The sequence below is a fragment of the Achromobacter ruhlandii genome (genome assembly GCF_002082135.1).
In the GTDB taxonomy this organism is placed as follows: Bacteria; Pseudomonadota; Gammaproteobacteria; order Burkholderiales; family Burkholderiaceae_B; genus Achromobacter; species Achromobacter ruhlandii.
On the sequence record NZ_CP017433.1, the window covers coordinates 4592778 to 4608330 of the forward strand.

Annotated in this window: 14 protein-coding genes; 7 read left to right on the top strand and 7 right to left on the bottom strand. The window is 69.6% G+C overall.

What is annotated here, in order from left to right:
* Positions 1–50 precede the first annotated feature (50 nt).
* The gene (locus AruCF_RS20805) at positions 51–419 is read left to right on the top strand and encodes a cupin domain-containing protein (protein ID WP_049075815.1); all 369 of its coding nucleotides are present in this window, start codon (positions 51–53) and stop codon (positions 417–419) included.
* Positions 420–426: 7 nt separating this feature from the next.
* On the opposite strand, the gene AruCF_RS20810 is transcribed toward AruCF_RS20805, so the two are convergent.
* A complete protein-coding gene (locus AruCF_RS20810) occupies positions 427–945 on the bottom strand; it encodes an MgtC/SapB family protein (RefSeq protein ID WP_049075817.1) in 519 nt (172 codons plus the stop codon).
* 122 nt (positions 946–1067) lie between these two features.
* Between AruCF_RS20810 and AruCF_RS20815 the strand changes: the two genes are divergently transcribed.
* Positions 1068–1844, top strand: coding sequence for a short-chain dehydrogenase/reductase (locus tag AruCF_RS20815; protein ID WP_049075819.1), 777 nt, complete (start codon positions 1068–1070; stop codon positions 1842–1844).
* Positions 1845–1857: 13 nt separating this feature from the next.
* On the opposite strand, the gene AruCF_RS20820 is transcribed toward AruCF_RS20815, so the two are convergent.
* Complete coding sequence (locus tag AruCF_RS20820; protein WP_049075821.1) at positions 1858–2547, bottom strand: HAD family hydrolase; 690 nt, start codon at positions 2545–2547, stop codon at positions 1858–1860.
* Positions 2548–2717: 170 nt separating this feature from the next.
* On the opposite strand from AruCF_RS20820, the gene AruCF_RS20825 reads away from it, so the two are divergent.
* The 4 genes from AruCF_RS20825 to AruCF_RS20840 all read left to right on the top strand — a co-directional run bounded on the left by AruCF_RS20825 (position 2718) and on the right by AruCF_RS20840 (position 7718).
* Positions 2718–3425, top strand: coding sequence for a DNA-3-methyladenine glycosylase family protein (locus AruCF_RS20825; RefSeq protein ID WP_080977479.1), 708 nt, complete (start codon positions 2718–2720; stop codon positions 3423–3425).
* Positions 3422–4069: a 2OG-Fe(II) oxygenase gene (locus tag AruCF_RS20830; protein WP_080977587.1), complete on the top strand. Its 648-nt coding sequence runs from the start codon at positions 3422–3424 to the stop codon at positions 4067–4069. Before AruCF_RS20825 ends, AruCF_RS20830 begins: the two co-directional genes overlap by 4 nt.
* 92 nt (positions 4070–4161) lie before the next feature.
* The gene (acnA, locus tag AruCF_RS20835) at positions 4162–6801 is read left to right on the top strand and encodes an aconitate hydratase AcnA (RefSeq protein ID WP_049075822.1); all 2640 of its coding nucleotides are present in this window, start codon (positions 4162–4164) and stop codon (positions 6799–6801) included.
* Between the two features lie 20 nt (positions 6802–6821).
* The gene (locus tag AruCF_RS20840; RefSeq protein WP_049075824.1) at positions 6822–7718 is read left to right on the top strand and encodes a GntR family transcriptional regulator; all 897 of its coding nucleotides are present in this window, start codon (positions 6822–6824) and stop codon (positions 7716–7718) included.
* Between the two features lie 13 nt (positions 7719–7731).
* On the opposite strand, the gene fhuE is transcribed toward AruCF_RS20840, so the two are convergent.
* The 4 genes from fhuE to AruCF_RS20860 all read right to left on the bottom strand — a co-directional run bounded on the left by fhuE (position 7732) and on the right by AruCF_RS20860 (position 12156).
* The gene (fhuE, locus tag AruCF_RS20845) at positions 7732–10140 is read right to left on the bottom strand and encodes a ferric-rhodotorulic acid/ferric-coprogen receptor FhuE (RefSeq protein ID WP_049075826.1); all 2409 of its coding nucleotides are present in this window, start codon (positions 10138–10140) and stop codon (positions 7732–7734) included.
* 125 nt (positions 10141–10265) lie between these two features.
* Positions 10266–11261 carry a FecR family protein gene (locus AruCF_RS20850; RefSeq protein WP_049075828.1) on the bottom strand — a complete coding sequence of 332 codons (996 nt, stop codon included), beginning with the start codon at positions 11259–11261 and terminating at the stop codon, positions 10266–10268.
* Between the two features lie 52 nt (positions 11262–11313).
* Complete coding sequence (locus tag AruCF_RS20855) at positions 11314–11817, bottom strand: RNA polymerase sigma factor (RefSeq protein WP_049075830.1); 504 nt, start codon at positions 11815–11817, stop codon at positions 11314–11316.
* 96 nt (positions 11818–11913) lie between these two features.
* Positions 11914–12156 (bottom strand): hypothetical protein, encoded by a 243-nt coding sequence (locus AruCF_RS20860; protein ID WP_049075832.1) that lies wholly within the window; start codon positions 12154–12156, stop codon positions 11914–11916.
* Between the two features lie 274 nt (positions 12157–12430).
* On the opposite strand from AruCF_RS20860, the gene AruCF_RS20865 reads away from it, so the two are divergent.
* On the top strand, positions 12431–14527 hold the full coding sequence (locus tag AruCF_RS20865; RefSeq protein ID WP_049075833.1) for an EAL domain-containing protein: 2097 nt from the start codon (positions 12431–12433) through the stop codon (positions 14525–14527).
* On the opposite strand, the gene AruCF_RS20870 is transcribed toward AruCF_RS20865, so the two are convergent.
* The gene (locus tag AruCF_RS20870) at positions 14520–15413 is read right to left on the bottom strand and encodes a prohibitin family protein (protein ID WP_049075835.1); all 894 of its coding nucleotides are present in this window, start codon (positions 15411–15413) and stop codon (positions 14520–14522) included. The two genes, AruCF_RS20865 and AruCF_RS20870, sit on opposite strands and share 8 nt — an antisense overlap.
* Positions 15414–15553 lie beyond the last annotated feature (140 nt).

The window sequence follows — 15553 nt, forward strand, 5'->3', positions numbered from 1 at the left end:
GCGCGCCGGCCCCTAAGCTGCGGTTTTCATTGCCGCACAAGGAAGCCGCCATGCCCGCCATCACCGCCATCAACCTGGCCCACAAGCTGTCGCTGATCCAGGAACCCTGGATGCCCAAGGTCATCGCCGAGATGAACGACTACCAGTTCAAGCTGGTCAAGCTGCACGGCGAATTCGTGTGGCATGCCCATGCCGATACCGACGAGACCTTTATCGTGCTGGCGGGCCAACTGCGCATCGACCTGCGCGACGGCCATATCGACCTGGGACCGGGAGAAATGGCCGTCATCCCCAAAGGCGTGGAGCACAAGCCATGTGCGCCGCAAACGGTGCAGGCCATGCTGATCGAGCCGCGCGGCGTGCGCAACACCGGCGACCAGGGCGGCGAGCGCAGCGCGCCCAACGACGTCTGGATCTGACGGCGGCTCAGGGCCGGTCGCTTTCGATCAGCCGTTTGTCGTCCTTGGCCGCGATGCGCGCCTCGACCCGCCGCAGCACAGCCAGCACGAACAGCGCCATCAGCGTGCTGGCCACGGCGGTGGCCTCGCGCCCCATGCCGGCGGCCACGCCAATGGCGGCGGTCATCCAGATGCTGGCCGAGGTGGTCAGGCCGCGGATCTCGCGCTCGTCGCTGAGCTTGATGATGGCGCCCGCGCCCAGGAAACCGATGCCGGCGATCACGCCCTGCAGCACCCGGCTCAGGTCGCCGACCTGCATGCCGTTCTGCAGCGGCACCAGCACGAAGATCGCGGCGCCCAGCGCCACCAGCATATGGGTGCGCAGGCCGGCGGCCTTGCCGCTGCGCTCGCGTTCATAGCCGAGCAGGCCGCCCAGCAATACCGCCATGCCCAGCCGCAGCACGATGCGGGTGGCCTCGCCGACATCGGGGATGTCGGCGAATTCACTGCGCAAGGTGGTCCAGACTTCCAGCCAGATATCCGCCATCGTTGTCTCCCGCGGCAGGTGGATGCAGCCAGCATAGCAGGGCCGCGCTGGCGCGGCGGCGCCCATCTGGTTTACAACGTCAGGCAGGTCCGCATCGAGACGGACACGACGAGGAGCGACGGATGGATTTGCAGCTGGATGGCAAGCGCGTACTGATCACGGGCGCGTCCAAGGGAATCGGCCTGGCCTGCGCCATGGCCTTTGCGCGGGAAGGCGCCGAACCGATCCTGGCGGCGCGCGACGACGCGGCGCTGCGGGCCGCCGCGCAGGCGATCCAGGCGCAGACCGGCCGCGCGGCGCGCACCCTGGCGGTCGACCTGGCGCAGCCCGGCGCGGCGGCGCGGGTGCTGCAACAGACCGGGGCGATCGACATCCTGGTCAACAACGCCGGCGCGGTGCCCGGCGGCGCCCTGGACCAGGTGCAGGACGAACGCTGGCGCGCCGGCTGGGACCTGAAAGTGCATGGCTACATCGACCTGGCGCGCCACTACTATCCGCTGATGCGCGCGGCGGGCGCCGGCGTCATCGCCAACATCATCGGCATGGCCGGCTCGGCGCCACGCGCCGACTACATCTGCGGCGCCGCCGCCAATGCCTCATTGATCGCCTTCACCCGCGCCCTGGGCGGCGACGGGCCGCGCCACGGCGTGCGCGTGTTCGGCGTGAACCCGTCACGCACCCGCACCGACCGGGTGCTGACCCTGGCCAGGCAGCGCGCGCAGGCCCGCTGGGGCGATGCATCGCGCTGGCAGGAAACCCTGAACGACCTGCCCTTCGGCCGCCTGATGGAGCCCGAGGAAGTCGCCGACATGGTGGTGTTCGGCGCGTCGCCGCGGGCGGGCTATCTCAGTGGCACGGTGATCGACCTGGACGGCGGCGAGCAATACGCCGGCCGTTGACGCGCCCGGCGCCTCAGCGCGCCGCGGCCCAGCCGGCCAGCAGGCCCGGCAATTGCGCCATGTCGGTGAACACGTGGGCCACGCCGACCTCGCGCAGCGCCTCGGCGCTGCTGTGGCCGTTGGCGCTCGGGCTGTAGCCGAACACCGTGGCGCCCGCCGCCACGCCGGCGGTGGCGCCGGTGACGGTATCCTCGACCACGGCGCAGCGCCGCGGATCCACGCCCAGCGCGCTGGCGGCTGCCAGATAGACGTCGGGATGCGGCTTGCTGCGCGGCATTTCGTGGCCGCTGAAGACCCGTTCACCGAAGCACTCGGCGATGCCGACCTTGGCCAGTTGCAGCTCGACCTTGCGGCGGTCGGCGCCCGACGCCACCGCGATGCGGCCCGACAGCGTCTGGTGCAGGCTGCGCACCGCGTCCGGCGCGCCGGGGATTTCGCGCAGCTCGCGGTCGAGCGCGCCATTGCGGCGTTCGCGGAACTGCGCGAACCATTCGGGCGCCAGCGCCACGCCGGTGCGCGCCTGGATCAGGGGCAGCTCGTCGCGCACCGCCTTGCCGGTGAAGATGCGCGTGGCCTCTTCGAAGGTGATGGCCCAGCCCAGTTCGTTCAGCATCTCGGTCAGGACGCGGGCGGTGATCGGCTCGGAATCGACCAGGACGCCGTCACAGTCGAACAACACGGCGTCAAAGGGAAAATCAGTCATTGCGGATGGCGGAAAGGAGGGATCGGGGAAGCCCTAGAGCATACTGCACCGCGCCAACCCGCCCGCGCGGCGGAGCGCAAGCAACGGAGTGTGCGCGGCCGCGCGGTTCGCTATGCTGTATCGCGGCCAGGCCTCCCCTGAGCCGCCCTCCGTTCATTGCACAGCCTTCCATGACGCCACCGACCTCCCCCGCGAAACCCACACCGCCGACGGTCCGCGCGACGACCGCCGCCGTCGATGATGTTCCCGCCCTGTACGCGCGCGCCGCCCGGCACCTGGCGGCGCTGGATGCCGACTGGGCTGGCCATGTGGCCGCCATCGGCCCGTGCCGCCACGCCTCGCGGCCGGCGCGCGATCCGTACGAGGCGCTGGTGCGCGCCATCGCCTACCAGCAGCTGCACGCGCGCGCCGGCGACGCCATTCTCGGCCGCCTGCTGGCGCTGTATCCCGGGCAGGCCTTTCCCGCGCCGCGCGCGCTGCTGGACACCGATCCCGAAGCCCAGCGCGCCTGCGGCTTTTCGGCGTCCAAGCTGGCCACCATCCGCGGCATCGCGCAGGCCGCCCTGGACGGCCTGATCCCCTCGCGCGAGGAAGCGCTGGCCATGCGCGACGAAGACCTGATCGAACGGCTGGTGACGCTGCGCGGCGTAGGCCGCTGGACCGTGGAAATGTTGCTGATCTACACGCTGGAGCGCATGGACATCCTGCCAGTGGACGACTTCGGCGTGCGCGAGGGCTACCGGCGCCTGAAGCGGCTGGACCAGGCGCCGTCGCCGGCGCGGATGCGCGCCATCGGCGAGGCCTTCCGCCCGTACCGCACGATCGCCGCCTGGTATCTGTGGCGCATGCCCGCCGCCCCGGCCCCGGCGGCGCCATGACCGCGGCCGACCTCCTGCCGCTGGACCGCTACGACTGGGCCCGCATTCTCGAACAGCTCGATACCGAGGGCTGGGCGCCGCTGCCCGCGCTGTTCAGCCCCGCCCAGGCCAGTGCGCTGACGCGCGCCTTCGACGATCCTCACGCCGTCCCGGGCGGCGCGGAGGGCGGCGCATGCCGGCCACTGCCCCCGCCGCTGCCGCATGGCCTGCACACCCTGCAAGACGCACTGCAGGCACGGCTGGCGCCCCTGGCGCGGAACTGGGCGCGGCGGTTGGGACGCGCCGCCCCCGCTGCCACGGCGGCGGGCCCGGCCAGCCTGAGCAGGCTGGGCCGGGACGATTGCCAGCCCCTGCGCCACGCGCCGGACGAGGCAGGGTTCCCGTTCTATCTGGTTGCGTTGCTGTCCGCCCCCGGGCGCGACTTCAGCGGCGGCGAATTCGTCATGACCGAGCAGCGGCCCCGCCAGCAATCGCGCCCGATGGTCCTGCCGCTGGCACGCGGCGACGCCGCCCTGATCGCGGCCCTGCACCGGCCCGTGCGGGGCGCCAGCGGCGACTACCGCGCCACGCTGCGCCACGCCATCAGCCGGGTGCGCGGCGGTGTACGCGTGGGGCTGTCGCTGCCGCTGTCCGGTCCGTCCTGACGGCCCGGGCCAGCCGGCCGCCCCCGCAGCGCGGCGCATGCGGCCGAAAGTTATATTGCATTTTAGCAATGCAATATGCAAAACTAGCCGCCATGGACACCCCCGACGACACCCCGCCCCGCCGCACCGGCTTCACGCTGGACGGCGTCGCCTACACCCACATCGACATGGCCGGCCAGTACGGCGCGGACTTCCAGCGCCTGCCGGTGGTGCTGCGGCTGCTGCTGGAAAACGCCTTGCGCAACATGCGCGGCGCCGAGCGGGACGAGGCCGTGGCGGCGCTGTTCGCGTGGCTGGCGCATGGCACCAGCGAAGCGGAGATCGCCTTCCAGCCAGGCCGCGTGCTGATGCACGACACCACCAGCACGCCCGCGCTGGTGGATATCGCCGCCATGCGCGACGCGCTGGACGAGGCCGGCATGGACCCGCGCGCGCTGAACCCGGTGCTGCCGGTGGACGTGTCGGTGGATCATTCGCTGGCGGTGCAGGCCTATGCGCGGCCGGATGCGGCCGCCAGCAACCTGGCGCTGGAATTGCGCCGCAACGCCGAGCGCTACCGTTTTCTGCGCTGGGCCTCGAAAGCGCTGTCCAACGTGCGCATCCATCCGCCCGGCACCGGCATCATGCACACCCTCAACCTGGAACAGTTGGCGACCGTGGTGTGCGAACACGACGGCGCGCTGCATCCGGACATGATGATCGGCACCGACAGCCATACGCCGATGATCAACGGCATCGGCGTGCTGGGCTGGGGCGTGGGCGGGCTGGAGGCGCAGACGGTGATGTTCGGCATGCCCACCCTGCTGCGCATTCCCGACGTGATCGGCGTGCGCCTGAGCGGCACGCTGGCGGCCGGCGTCACCGCGACCGACCTGGCGCTGACCGTGACCCAGCGCCTGCGCGCCATCGGCGTGTCGGGCGAGTTCGTGGAATTCTTCGGTCCCGGCGTCGCCACCCTGTCGGCCGGCAGCCGCTGCGTGGTGGCCAACATGGCGCCGGAGTACGGCGCCACCACCGGCTATTTCCCCATCGACGCGGCCACGCTCGATTACCTGCGCCAGACCGGTCGCGATCCGGCCCACGTGGCGCGGGTGGGCGCCTATGCCGCCAGCGCCGGCCTGGCGCTGGATCCGGCGGCCACGCCGCGCTACACGCGCGTGGTCGAGATCGCGCTGGACCAGGTGGGCACGCGGGTGGCCGGCCCCACCCGGCCGCAGGACCTGCATCCCTATGAACAGACCCGCGCCCTCCTGGCGGGCCTCGGGTTCGCGCCGCGGGCGGCTTCGCCGCTGCCGCGCCATGCCATCGCCATCGCCGCCATCACCAGCTGTACCAACACCTCCGATCCGCGCCTGCTGGTCGCGGCCGGGCTGCTGGCGCGCAAGGCGCGCCGCGCCGGGCTCAAGGCGCCCGCCTGGGTCAAGACCTCGCTCGGCCCCGGCTCGCCCGCCGCCGCCGACTACCTGGCCCGCGCCGGCCTGCTCGCCGACCTGGAGGCGGTGGGCTTCGGCATCGTCGGCTATGGCTGCACCACCTGTATCGGCAATTCCGGCCCCTTGCCCCCGATGGTGCGCGACGCCATGGCGGCCGGCGCCGTCCGGCCGGTGGCGGTGCTGTCCGGCAACCGCAATTTCACCGGCCGCATCCACCCCGACCTGGACCTGGGCTTCCTGATGTCGCCGCCGCTGGTCATCGCCTTCGCGCTGGCCGGCGACGCCGAGCGCGACCTGGCGCGCGAACCGGTGCAGGTCGGAGCCGACGGCCGCCCCGTGTTCCTGCGCGACCTCTGGCCAGACGACGGCGAGATCGACGCGGCGCTGGCGCGCGGCCTGCGCGCCGGCGACTTCCAGCGGGCCTTCCAGGCGGCCAGCGCCAATCCGGGCTGGCAGGCCTTGCAGTCGCCCGCCACGCCGCGCTTTCCGTGGGATCCCGTCTCGACCGCGCTGCGCCGCCCGCCGTTCGCGGCGGCCGGTCCGGCGAGCCAACTGGGCCGCTATGCCGCGCATCCGCTGCTGGTGTTGGGCGACGACGTCACCACCGACCACCTTTCACCCGCCAGCGCCATTCCGCCCGACAGCCTGATCGCCGACTTCCTGGTGACGCAGGGCGACGACCGCGATGACCTGAACGTGTTCGCGTCGCGGCGCGGCAATTGGCAGGTGATGATGCGGGCCGCCTTCTACAGCAAGAGCCTGGCCAACCTGCTGTGCCCGGATGCCCCGGTCGGCCACACCGTGCATGCGCCCAGCGGCGCCATCGAACCGATCTGGGAAGCCGCCGAGCGCTACCGCCGCGACGGCGACGCGGTGGTGCTGCTGGCCGGCGAACGCTTCGGCACCGGCTCCTCGCGCGACTGGGCCGCCAAGGGCCAGCGGCTGCTGGGCATCCGCGCGGTGCTGGCGGTCAGCTTCGAGCGCATCCACCGCTCGAACCTGATCGGCATGGGCATCCTGCCGCTGCGCCTGCCGGCGGGCGTCACGCCGCACCGCCTGGCGATCCAGCCGGGCGACCGCTTCGAGATCGATTGCCCGCCGCAGCGCCTGGCGCCGCGCCAGCCGGTCGCGGTGCGGCTGTTGCGCGCCGACGGCCGCGAGCAGGCCCTGCAGGCCACCGCCGCGGTCGAAACCCAACTGGAGCTGCATCTGCTGCGGATGGGCGGCGTGATTCCGGCTATCCTCGCGGATACGCTCGGCGCCGCGACCTCGGCGCCGTCCGAGCCCCCGCCGGGCTGAGTCCCACTTTGCATCCCCCCATGAGCGCGCAGACCCATACCGCCAGCAAGATCCTGGAGCTGATCCGGCAGGACCGCCTGACCGGCGGCGCGCACCTGAGCGCGCAAAAACTGGCCGACCGCCTGCGCCTGTCGCGCTCGCCGGTCAACGATGCGCTCGGCCTGCTGGAAGCGCAAGGCATCGTGGCGCGCCGGCCCAACCGCGGCTACTTCCTGCAGCTGGACCACGACGCGCTGGCGCGCGCCTGCGCCGAGCTGGCGCCGCCCGCCGCCGAGGACATCGTCACGCAAAGCTATTTCCGGCTGGCGGACGAACTGCTGCGCGGCGTGCTGCCGATGCAGTGCAGCGAAGCGCTGCTGCGCGCGCGCTACGGCCTGACACAGGCGCAGACCCAGGCGCTGCTGGCGCGCGTGGCGCAGGAAGGCTGGGCGCAGCGGCGCCCCGGGTATGGCTGGGAATTCTCGTCGATGATGACCACGCCCGACAGCCTGCTGCAGTCGTACCGCCTGCGCCTGGCGCTGGAGCCGGCGGCATTGCTCGAACCCTCCTACCGCATCGACAAGTCCGTATTGGCGCGCTGCCGCGCCGCCGAACGCCACCTGCTGGCCGGCGGCATCGACAGCGACAGCGCCGACCAGTTGCACGAGCGCGGCGTGCGCTTCCACGAGTCGCTGGTGGAGGCCTCGGGCAACCCGTTCTTCACCGACACCATCAAGCGCGTCAACCGCGTGCGGCGGCTGCTGTCGTACCGCTCGATGCAGGACCGCAGCCGCTACCGCCAGCATTGCCAGCAGCATCTGGAAATCCTCGACCTGCTCGAGCGCGAGCGCAATGAAGATGCCTCGCAGGCGCTGGCACATCACCTGCGCAGCACGCTGGACAACCTCGCGCGCATCCGCGGCGTGCTGACACCGTAGTCCCCCGACACCGCTAGAACGTCGCCTTGAGATTCAGGAACACGCTGCGCGGCTCGCCGTAGTAGACCTGGTTGGCCACGCCGCCCAGGTAGTACTTCTTGTCGAACAGGTTGTTCACGTTCAATTGCGCCGACAGGCGGGAATTGAAGTCGTAGCGCGCCATCAGGTTGAACAGCGCGTAGGCCTTCTGCTTGGCGGTGACGCTGCCTTCGTCCAGCTCCACGTTGGTGTAGGTGCTGATCTGCCAATTGACGCCGCCACCCAGGGTCAGCTTGCTCCACGCGCCCGGCAGGCGATAGGTCGTGAACAGCATCGCCGTGGCGCGCGGGCGTTCGGTGTTGACCGACACGCCATGCACGTCGCGGCTGGTGTAGTACGTGCCGCCCAGCGTGGTGTTCCAGCCCGGCGCCATCTGGCCGGTCACTTCCATCTCGATGCCGCGCGTGGTCACGCCGTCGGCGGTCTTGTAGGCGCTGTCGGTCGATCCCGGCACGATGTAGCCGGCGTCCGGCACGCCCGTCTTGCTTTCCTTGACCTTGAACAGCGCCAGCGATGCGTTGAGCCTGCCGTCCAGGTACTCGCCCTTGACGCCCACTTCGTAGTTCTGCCCTTCGACCGGATCCAGGTAATTGCCGTTGCGGTCGCGATAGTCCTGGGGCTGGAAGATGTCGGTGTAGCTGACGTAGGCCGAGTAGGTGCTGTTGATGTCGTATACCAGGCCGGCGTAGGGAATCAGGCGCGAGTCCTTCTGGTCGCGCGTCGGGGAGCGCGATTGCCAGGTCGCGTAGCGGCTGCCGGTGATGAGGGTCAGGCTGTCGTTCAGCGACCAGCGCGCCGCGGCATAGGCGCCGCGCTGATGCGTCACGGTGTCGCGCAGCGTCGAGGTGGTCCAGTCGGGCTGCGGATACTTGCCATCCCAATCGTAGAACGAGCCCGTGTCCGGCATGGCGCCGGCGCGGCCATAGCTGTAGAAATCCTCGCTGTAACGGCTGCGCATCGCGCCCAGCACCAGCTCATGGCGACGCCCCAGCAACTGGAACGGCCCCTTGACCTGCAGGTTCAGCGCGGTCTGCTGCGCGTAGGAATTCCAGTAGCCGGGCAGCGCGCCCAGGCCGGCGCCGGTTTCCCGGTCGGGCTGGCCGTACAGGTACAGCAGCTTGGCGTCGTACTTGCTCTTGCGCAACGACCAGTCGGCCTTCGCCTCCCAGTCGTTGTCGAACCGGTGCGTGAGCGAGGCAAACGTGGTGCGCTGCGTGGTGTGCCAATAGGTCCAGTCTGCCGCGGTGGTCTTGGAGCGGCGCCAGTCTGTGGGCGTGCCGTCGCTGAACACCACCGGCAGGCTACCCCAGGTGGTGCCGCGCGGCCGTTTGTCCTGCGAGTCCATGCCGACGCTGAGCGTGGTCGACGGCGTCAGGTCGGCATCGATCACGCCGTAGAACACCTTCTTGTCGGCGTGATACAGATCGATGTAGGAGTCCTTTTTCTGGTACAGCGCCACCATGCGCGCGCGCACCGTGCCCGCCTGGTTTAGCGGCGTGCTCAGGTCGAGCGAACTGCGGAACTGGTTCCACGAGCCGGCGCCGACGTTGACGGAACCGGTGAATTCGCGGCTGTTGGCATGCTTGCGCACCAGGTTGATCGAGGCCGACGGATTGCCCGCGCCGGTCATCAGGCCGGTGGCGCCGCGCACCACCTCGATGCGGTCGTAGATGATGGAATCATTGTCCGACTCGCCATACATCGACAGGCCGATCGTGGTGGGAACGCCATCGTATTGCAGGCTGTCGATGTAGAAGCCGCGCGACCAGAAGTCGGTGCGGTCGCTGTCCTCGGCCACCACCTGCACGCCCACCACGTTGCCCATCACCTCGTCCAGCGAACGCAGGTTCTGGTCCTCGATGCGCTGGCGCGTCACCACCGTGACGGACTGCGGCGTTTCGCGCAGCGACAGCGCCAGCCCGGTGGCCGCCGACGTGGCCGGCGTGGTGTAGGAACCCGATCCCTCTGTCACCGCGGGATCGCCGGTGCCCAGCACCTTCACGGGCGACAGGCTGGCCACCTCCTCGCCCTCGCGCGTCAGCACGATGCTGTCGCCCTGCCAGCGATACGACACGCCGGTCCCCTGCAACACGCGGGCCAGCGATTGCTCCGGACTGCCGCTCATGCGCGGGCCCGGCGAGCGCAGACCGGCCACCAGCTCGGGCGCGTAGAACACGCGCTGACGAGTCTGCGCGGCCCATTGCAACAAGGCGTCGCCCAGCGGCATCGGGGCGATGTCGACGGCGACCGCGGGCGTCTGTGGCTGGGCCTGGGCCGCGCCGCAGGCGCCGGTCGCCATGGCCAGCGACAGCGTCAGGGAGGAAAGGGTAAAGCGGGGCGTGGCGCACGGGCGGCGCCTGGAAGGAGCATTCACGATCAGCAGCGGTTTCGGTTCGACAGGAAAGTCCCTTCGGCGGGACGCGGCGCGACGCGCCTTCCTGGGTAGAACGATGCCGCCGCGAAAAAACCTGAATGCCGGGCCCGATTATTTTGTAACGGCGCAAGCGTCTAGCGCGCCGAGATGTCGATGGCGCCGTCCGCCGCCGGCGCCAGCTTCACCGGCGCCACCGCCGGCAGCGCTTCCAGCAGGGCCTCGGGACGATCCAGGCTGAACGAGGCCGAGACGCGCAAGCGCCCGGTCTTGCTGTCGGCCAGGCGCAACGGCGTAGCCAGGTAGCGATTCATTTCGCTGACCACCTCGGCCAGCGGCGCATTCTTGAACACCACCCGGCCCGACTGCCAGGCCAATGCCGTATCGACATCGGTGGGCGCTGGCACGCCGATGGCGCCGCTGCCGGGCACGCGGATGCCGTGTCCGTCGCGCAGCACCGCCAGGCCGAGATTCCACCAATGGCCGCCGGTGACTTCCACCGTGCCGGATCGCACCAGCACGGTCACCACGTCCTCGTCGCGCCGCACGTCGAACACGGTGCCGGTCACACGCACGTCGCCGCTGCCGGCGCGCACGATGAAGGGACGTTCGGTCTCCGGGCTGACGCTGAAGAGGATTTCGCCGCCTTGCAGCTCGATCTCGCGGCGGCCCGCGTAAAACTTGACCTCGGCCAGCGTATTGCCGTTGATGTCGAGCACGGAGCCATCGGGCAGCGTGACCTGCTTGCGCTCGCCCCGATCGGCGCCCACCACCATGGTGTAGGTAGGCGCCTCGCCCGGCAGGCTCCACCAGGTGACCAGCGCCAACAACGCCAGCGCCGCGCAGGCGAAGGCCATGCGCAGGGGCGCCGTGATGCGGCGGCGGGAGGGACGGGCCGGCACCGCGCCGCCCAGCAGATCGCGCACCCGTTCGCGCGGCAGTTGCCCGGCGACCTGCCCCAGTTGCTGCATGCGGTCGAACTCGCGCGCCGCGTCCGGCTGCTCGCGGCGCCAGCGCGCAAACGCGCGCCGCTCGCGCCGCGTCATGTCGCCCGAATGCCAGCGGGCAAACCACCAGGCGGCGGTGGCGGGCTGGCGCGGATCGTCGGCATCGCGGGAAAAGGACTCGGTCATCGTCGGCTGTCGCCCGCGCCGTGGCGCGGAACTGGAGTGAAGGAAGACTGCGTCACGGATTGTGTTCGCGCAGGCGTTCCCGCACGTGTTCGATCGCTCGCATGACGTAGCGTTCAATCATATTCTTGGACAGGCCCATGTAGGTGGCCACCTCGGCCTGGGTCCAGCCCTCGATGCGGTTCAGCACGAAGGCCTGGCGGCACTTGGAGGGCAGCTCGGCCAGCACCCGGGCCAGGTCATCGGCCAGGCGCGCCGCGCGCACCGGCGCTTCGGGGTCGGCCTGCACGGGTTCGTCGTGCTCGCCCAGCTCATCCAGCGGCACATGCTGCTCGCGCCGCTGGCGCCGCCAGCGGTCGATCAGCCGATGGCCGGCAACCTGGAACAGATAGCCGCGCGCCTTGGCCGCCACGCTGCCGTCGGCCCGGAGCAGGTGTTCGATCGCATCGTGCGCGGCGTCCTCGGCGTCATGCCGGTTGCCCGAACGGCGGCTCCAGGCGCCGATCAGCTCGTCATAGCAGGCAAGCCATCCGGGGCGGGGCGAAGCGGGGCGGGACATGGAACGATCCGGTGGCGTAGGGTGGCGACGCTGCGGATTTTACAAACAATTCTCATTACCGCAAGTCCGCCGGGCCGGCCCGCCCGTGTCCGCGCCTCAGTAATCCATCGGCACGTGGCTCTGCGCCGCGCGCAACTCCTGGATGTGCCGCTCGGCCTCTTCGCGCTCGACCGCCGGCGGCAACGCGCGCCAGCTCACCATGTTGCCGGGCGCCTTGGCCGGCATCCAGCCCAGTACGCTGTACAGCGTGATCGCGGTGCCGCCCGTATCGAACCGCGTTTCGTAGTAACCCTGCCGTTCCGGCGTCGTGTCGCCGGACACCCATTCCAACTGCGACATCCTGTCTCCCTCTTGATCCAGCCTGTATTGAAGCCGCGGGCCCGCGAGGTCCGCGTTCGATCGTATAGCGTTGCCTGTCTCCTGATAAGCGCACGATGCGCCCGCTTTTCAATTCTTGACAGAGGGGAAACCCCAGGATTTTTCCGAAACGCGATTGCTAAATCGGGAACTCAGGCGCTAGGATGCAGCAAAGGATTCTTACAAACCGGGGCGGGCGACACGGCCGCGCCCCGGCATCCCCCTCTCGGTAACGGGCTTTTTAGGGCAGACCGGTATGCCGACATCCCGCTTCATGCGCTATCCGAAAGATCGGCTGGCGGCACTGGCCAGCGCCAACGCGCTACGGGCCATCCGCGAAGGCCTGCTCTGGACGATGCCATGCCTGCTGGTGGCCGCGCTGTTCCTGGTGCTGTCGGTGCTGGCCCGCCAGTTGGGGATGCCGGCGCCGGTGGCCGAGCTCCTGGCCGGCGTGCATACCCGGCTCAACGCCGTCATGCCGATCCTGGTCAGCACCTCGGTCGGCTACATGATGTCGATCCGCTATCGCGTGCCCAACCTGCCGGCGGCATTCCTGTGCCTGTCGTATGTCGTGATCGCCGAAGGACTGCTGGCGCCCTACCCGCACGCCGCCGCCACCCTTATCCTGTGCATCGCCATCCTGCTGCCGCTGGGCAGCGTGCCCCTGCTGGCCTGGCTGCACCGGCGCCACTGGACCCGGCTGGCGCCGGACGGCCTGATCGGCGAGAACGTGCGCGGCACCCTCAACATGGTGATACCGGGGGTGCTGACCGCGGGCGTGGTGGCGCTGGCGGTCAGCACCCTGCTGCGGATTCCGGGCGTGGCGCAGTTCGACATCCCGCTGGACCTGGCCTCGCTCGAAAGCCCCTTTACCACCGGGCCGGTGACGGCGGCGTTGAACTCCATCTTCTGGTTCTTCGGCATTCATGGCTACCACGCGATGTCACCGGTCATCGACGTACTGGACCAGGCCACGGCGCTGAACGCGGCCAGCGCCGCCGCCGGCTACGAGGGCATGTATGCCCTGAACGGCACGCTGCTGGGCGCCTTCGTCTTCATCGGCGGGGCCGGCGCGACGCTATCGCTGGTGGCCGCCATCCTGTTGTTCTCGCGCAGCGAGTCGCTGCGCCTGCTGGCCCTGGCCAGCATTCCGGTGTCGCTGCTGAACGTCAACGAGATCCTGCTGTTCGGCCTGCCGCTGATCCTCAATCCGCGCCTGCTGCTGCCGTTCATCCTGGCGCCGGTCTGCAATGTGCTGATCGCGCTGGCCGCGGTGCAGGCCGGCTGGATGGCGCCGGCCAGCGTCACCCTGCCGCTGACCTCGCCGGTGCTGCTCAACGCCTATCTCGGCGCCGGCGGCCACGTCGGCGGCGTGGTGCTGCAGGTGTTCCTGATCGCGCTCGGCACCTGCATCTACGCGCCGTTCGTGGTGGCGCTGGAGCGCCAGCGCAAGGCGGACGCCACCGTCTACTTCAAGTCGCTCGACACCACCTTCCCGCGATTGCAGGAAGAATCGCTGCTGTTCGCGCACGACCCGGTGGTGTCCACCTATGCCAACCGCGCGCGCCGCAGCGCCGAGATTTCGCGCATCCGCGCCATCAGCGAATACGACTTCTATCTCGAATACCAGCCGCAGGTGTCGCTGCGCAGCGGCCGCTGCACCGGCTGCGAAGCGCTGCTGCGCGCCACCGGCCCGGAAGGCACGCAACAGGCGCCGCTGGAATTCCTGCGCTGGCTGGCGCAGGCCGACCTGATGCGCGAAGTGGATCTGTGGGTGGCCAAGCAGGCCGTGCTGCAATGCCATGCGTGGCGCAAGGCCGGATTCACCCTGCCGCTGACCGTCAACGTGACCAGCGGCACGCTGACCTCGGAGTCGTACCTGGACAAGCTCGTCAAGGTGCTGGAGCAGGCCCGCGGCCAGGTGTCGGTGGAATTGACCGAGGACGCGCTGGTGGAAGACGCCCAGGCCCTGCACACCGCCTTCGACCGGCTGCACGCGATCGGCTGCAAGGTCTACATCGACGACTTCGGCACCGGCTATTCGGCGTTGAGCTACCTGCACCAGTTCGAGATCGACGCGGTCAAGATCGACCGCAGCTTCGTGCTGGCGCAGGCCAGCGAGCGCGGGGCGCAGGTCATGAGCGGCCTGCTGCGCTTTTGCGAGGCGCTGGACCTGCGGATCATCGTGGAGGGGGTGGAAACGCCGGCGCAACTGGCGGCGCTGGAATCGAGCGCCGAGATCATCGTGCAGGGATGGGTCTACAGCAAGGCGCTGTCCGGCGACGCCATGATGGCGTTCGCGCGGAGCCGGCAGCCGGCCCCCGCGCAACGCGACAACGCCACGGCTATTTGATGCCGATGAACGGCAGCGCCGCGCCCGGCACCTGGGTCGACGGCAGCACGCCGTCCCATTTCTCGACCGCATTCAGGCTGACCAGGTTGGTGTTGGCGGCCAGCGCCTCGGCCTTGGCGCGGATCGACGCGGCCTCGGCTTCGCCGCGCATGCGGATGCCGTCGGCCTCGGCGGTGAACTGCTGGCGGCGCGCGTCGGCTTCGGCCTTGGCCTTGACCACCTGGATTTCGGCGTTGATCATCGCCGTTTCCTTCTGCTGGCGGGTGGTCTCGATCTGCACCTGCGCCAGCATGCGCTGTTCGATCGAGTGCTCGTAGGCCTGCGAGAAACCGACTTCCTCGATCTGCACGCCCACCACCTGCACCGGCGCGCCTTCCATGGTCTTGAGCACGGCGTTGTTCACGTCCAGGCCCAGCTTCTGGCGTTCCTGGATGGCGCGCACCGCGGTGTACTGGCCGAACACGTTCTTGACCGCGTCGGGCGTCTTGCGTTCGAGCACGCGCATCTGCAGGTTGCTGATGGTGCCGTACTCGGAATACAGCTCGGCCACGTGCTCGGGCGGCACGCGGTAGGTGACCGACACGCGCAGCGTGGCCGGTTGCTGGTCATAGCTGTAGGCTTCGAGCTTCTCGAACACGAAAGTGTGGTCGCGCACCGACACCGTCATCACGTTGTCGATGAAGGGCGTCTTGAAATCCAGGCCCGGCTCGGACACGCGCACCAGCTTGCCGTTGCGCAGCACCACGCCGCGTTCGCCCTGGTCCACCTGGAACCACGAACCGAACGCCAGGCACAGGATCAGCACGAACAGCACGCCCGTGATGATGGCCACCTTGAGGCTGCGCGGTTTGACGGACTTGACGATCTGGAGGTCGGTCGGCTTCACTTTCAGTCCCTTTCTGATTTGTTGCGTTTACGATCCGAGAGCACGGCGGCGATGCCGCGCGCAAGTAAATAGGCGACCACGGCCGCCCCCACCAAGATCAGGAAATATCGCATCTGGCATTCCCCCCCGGAATAGAAGCG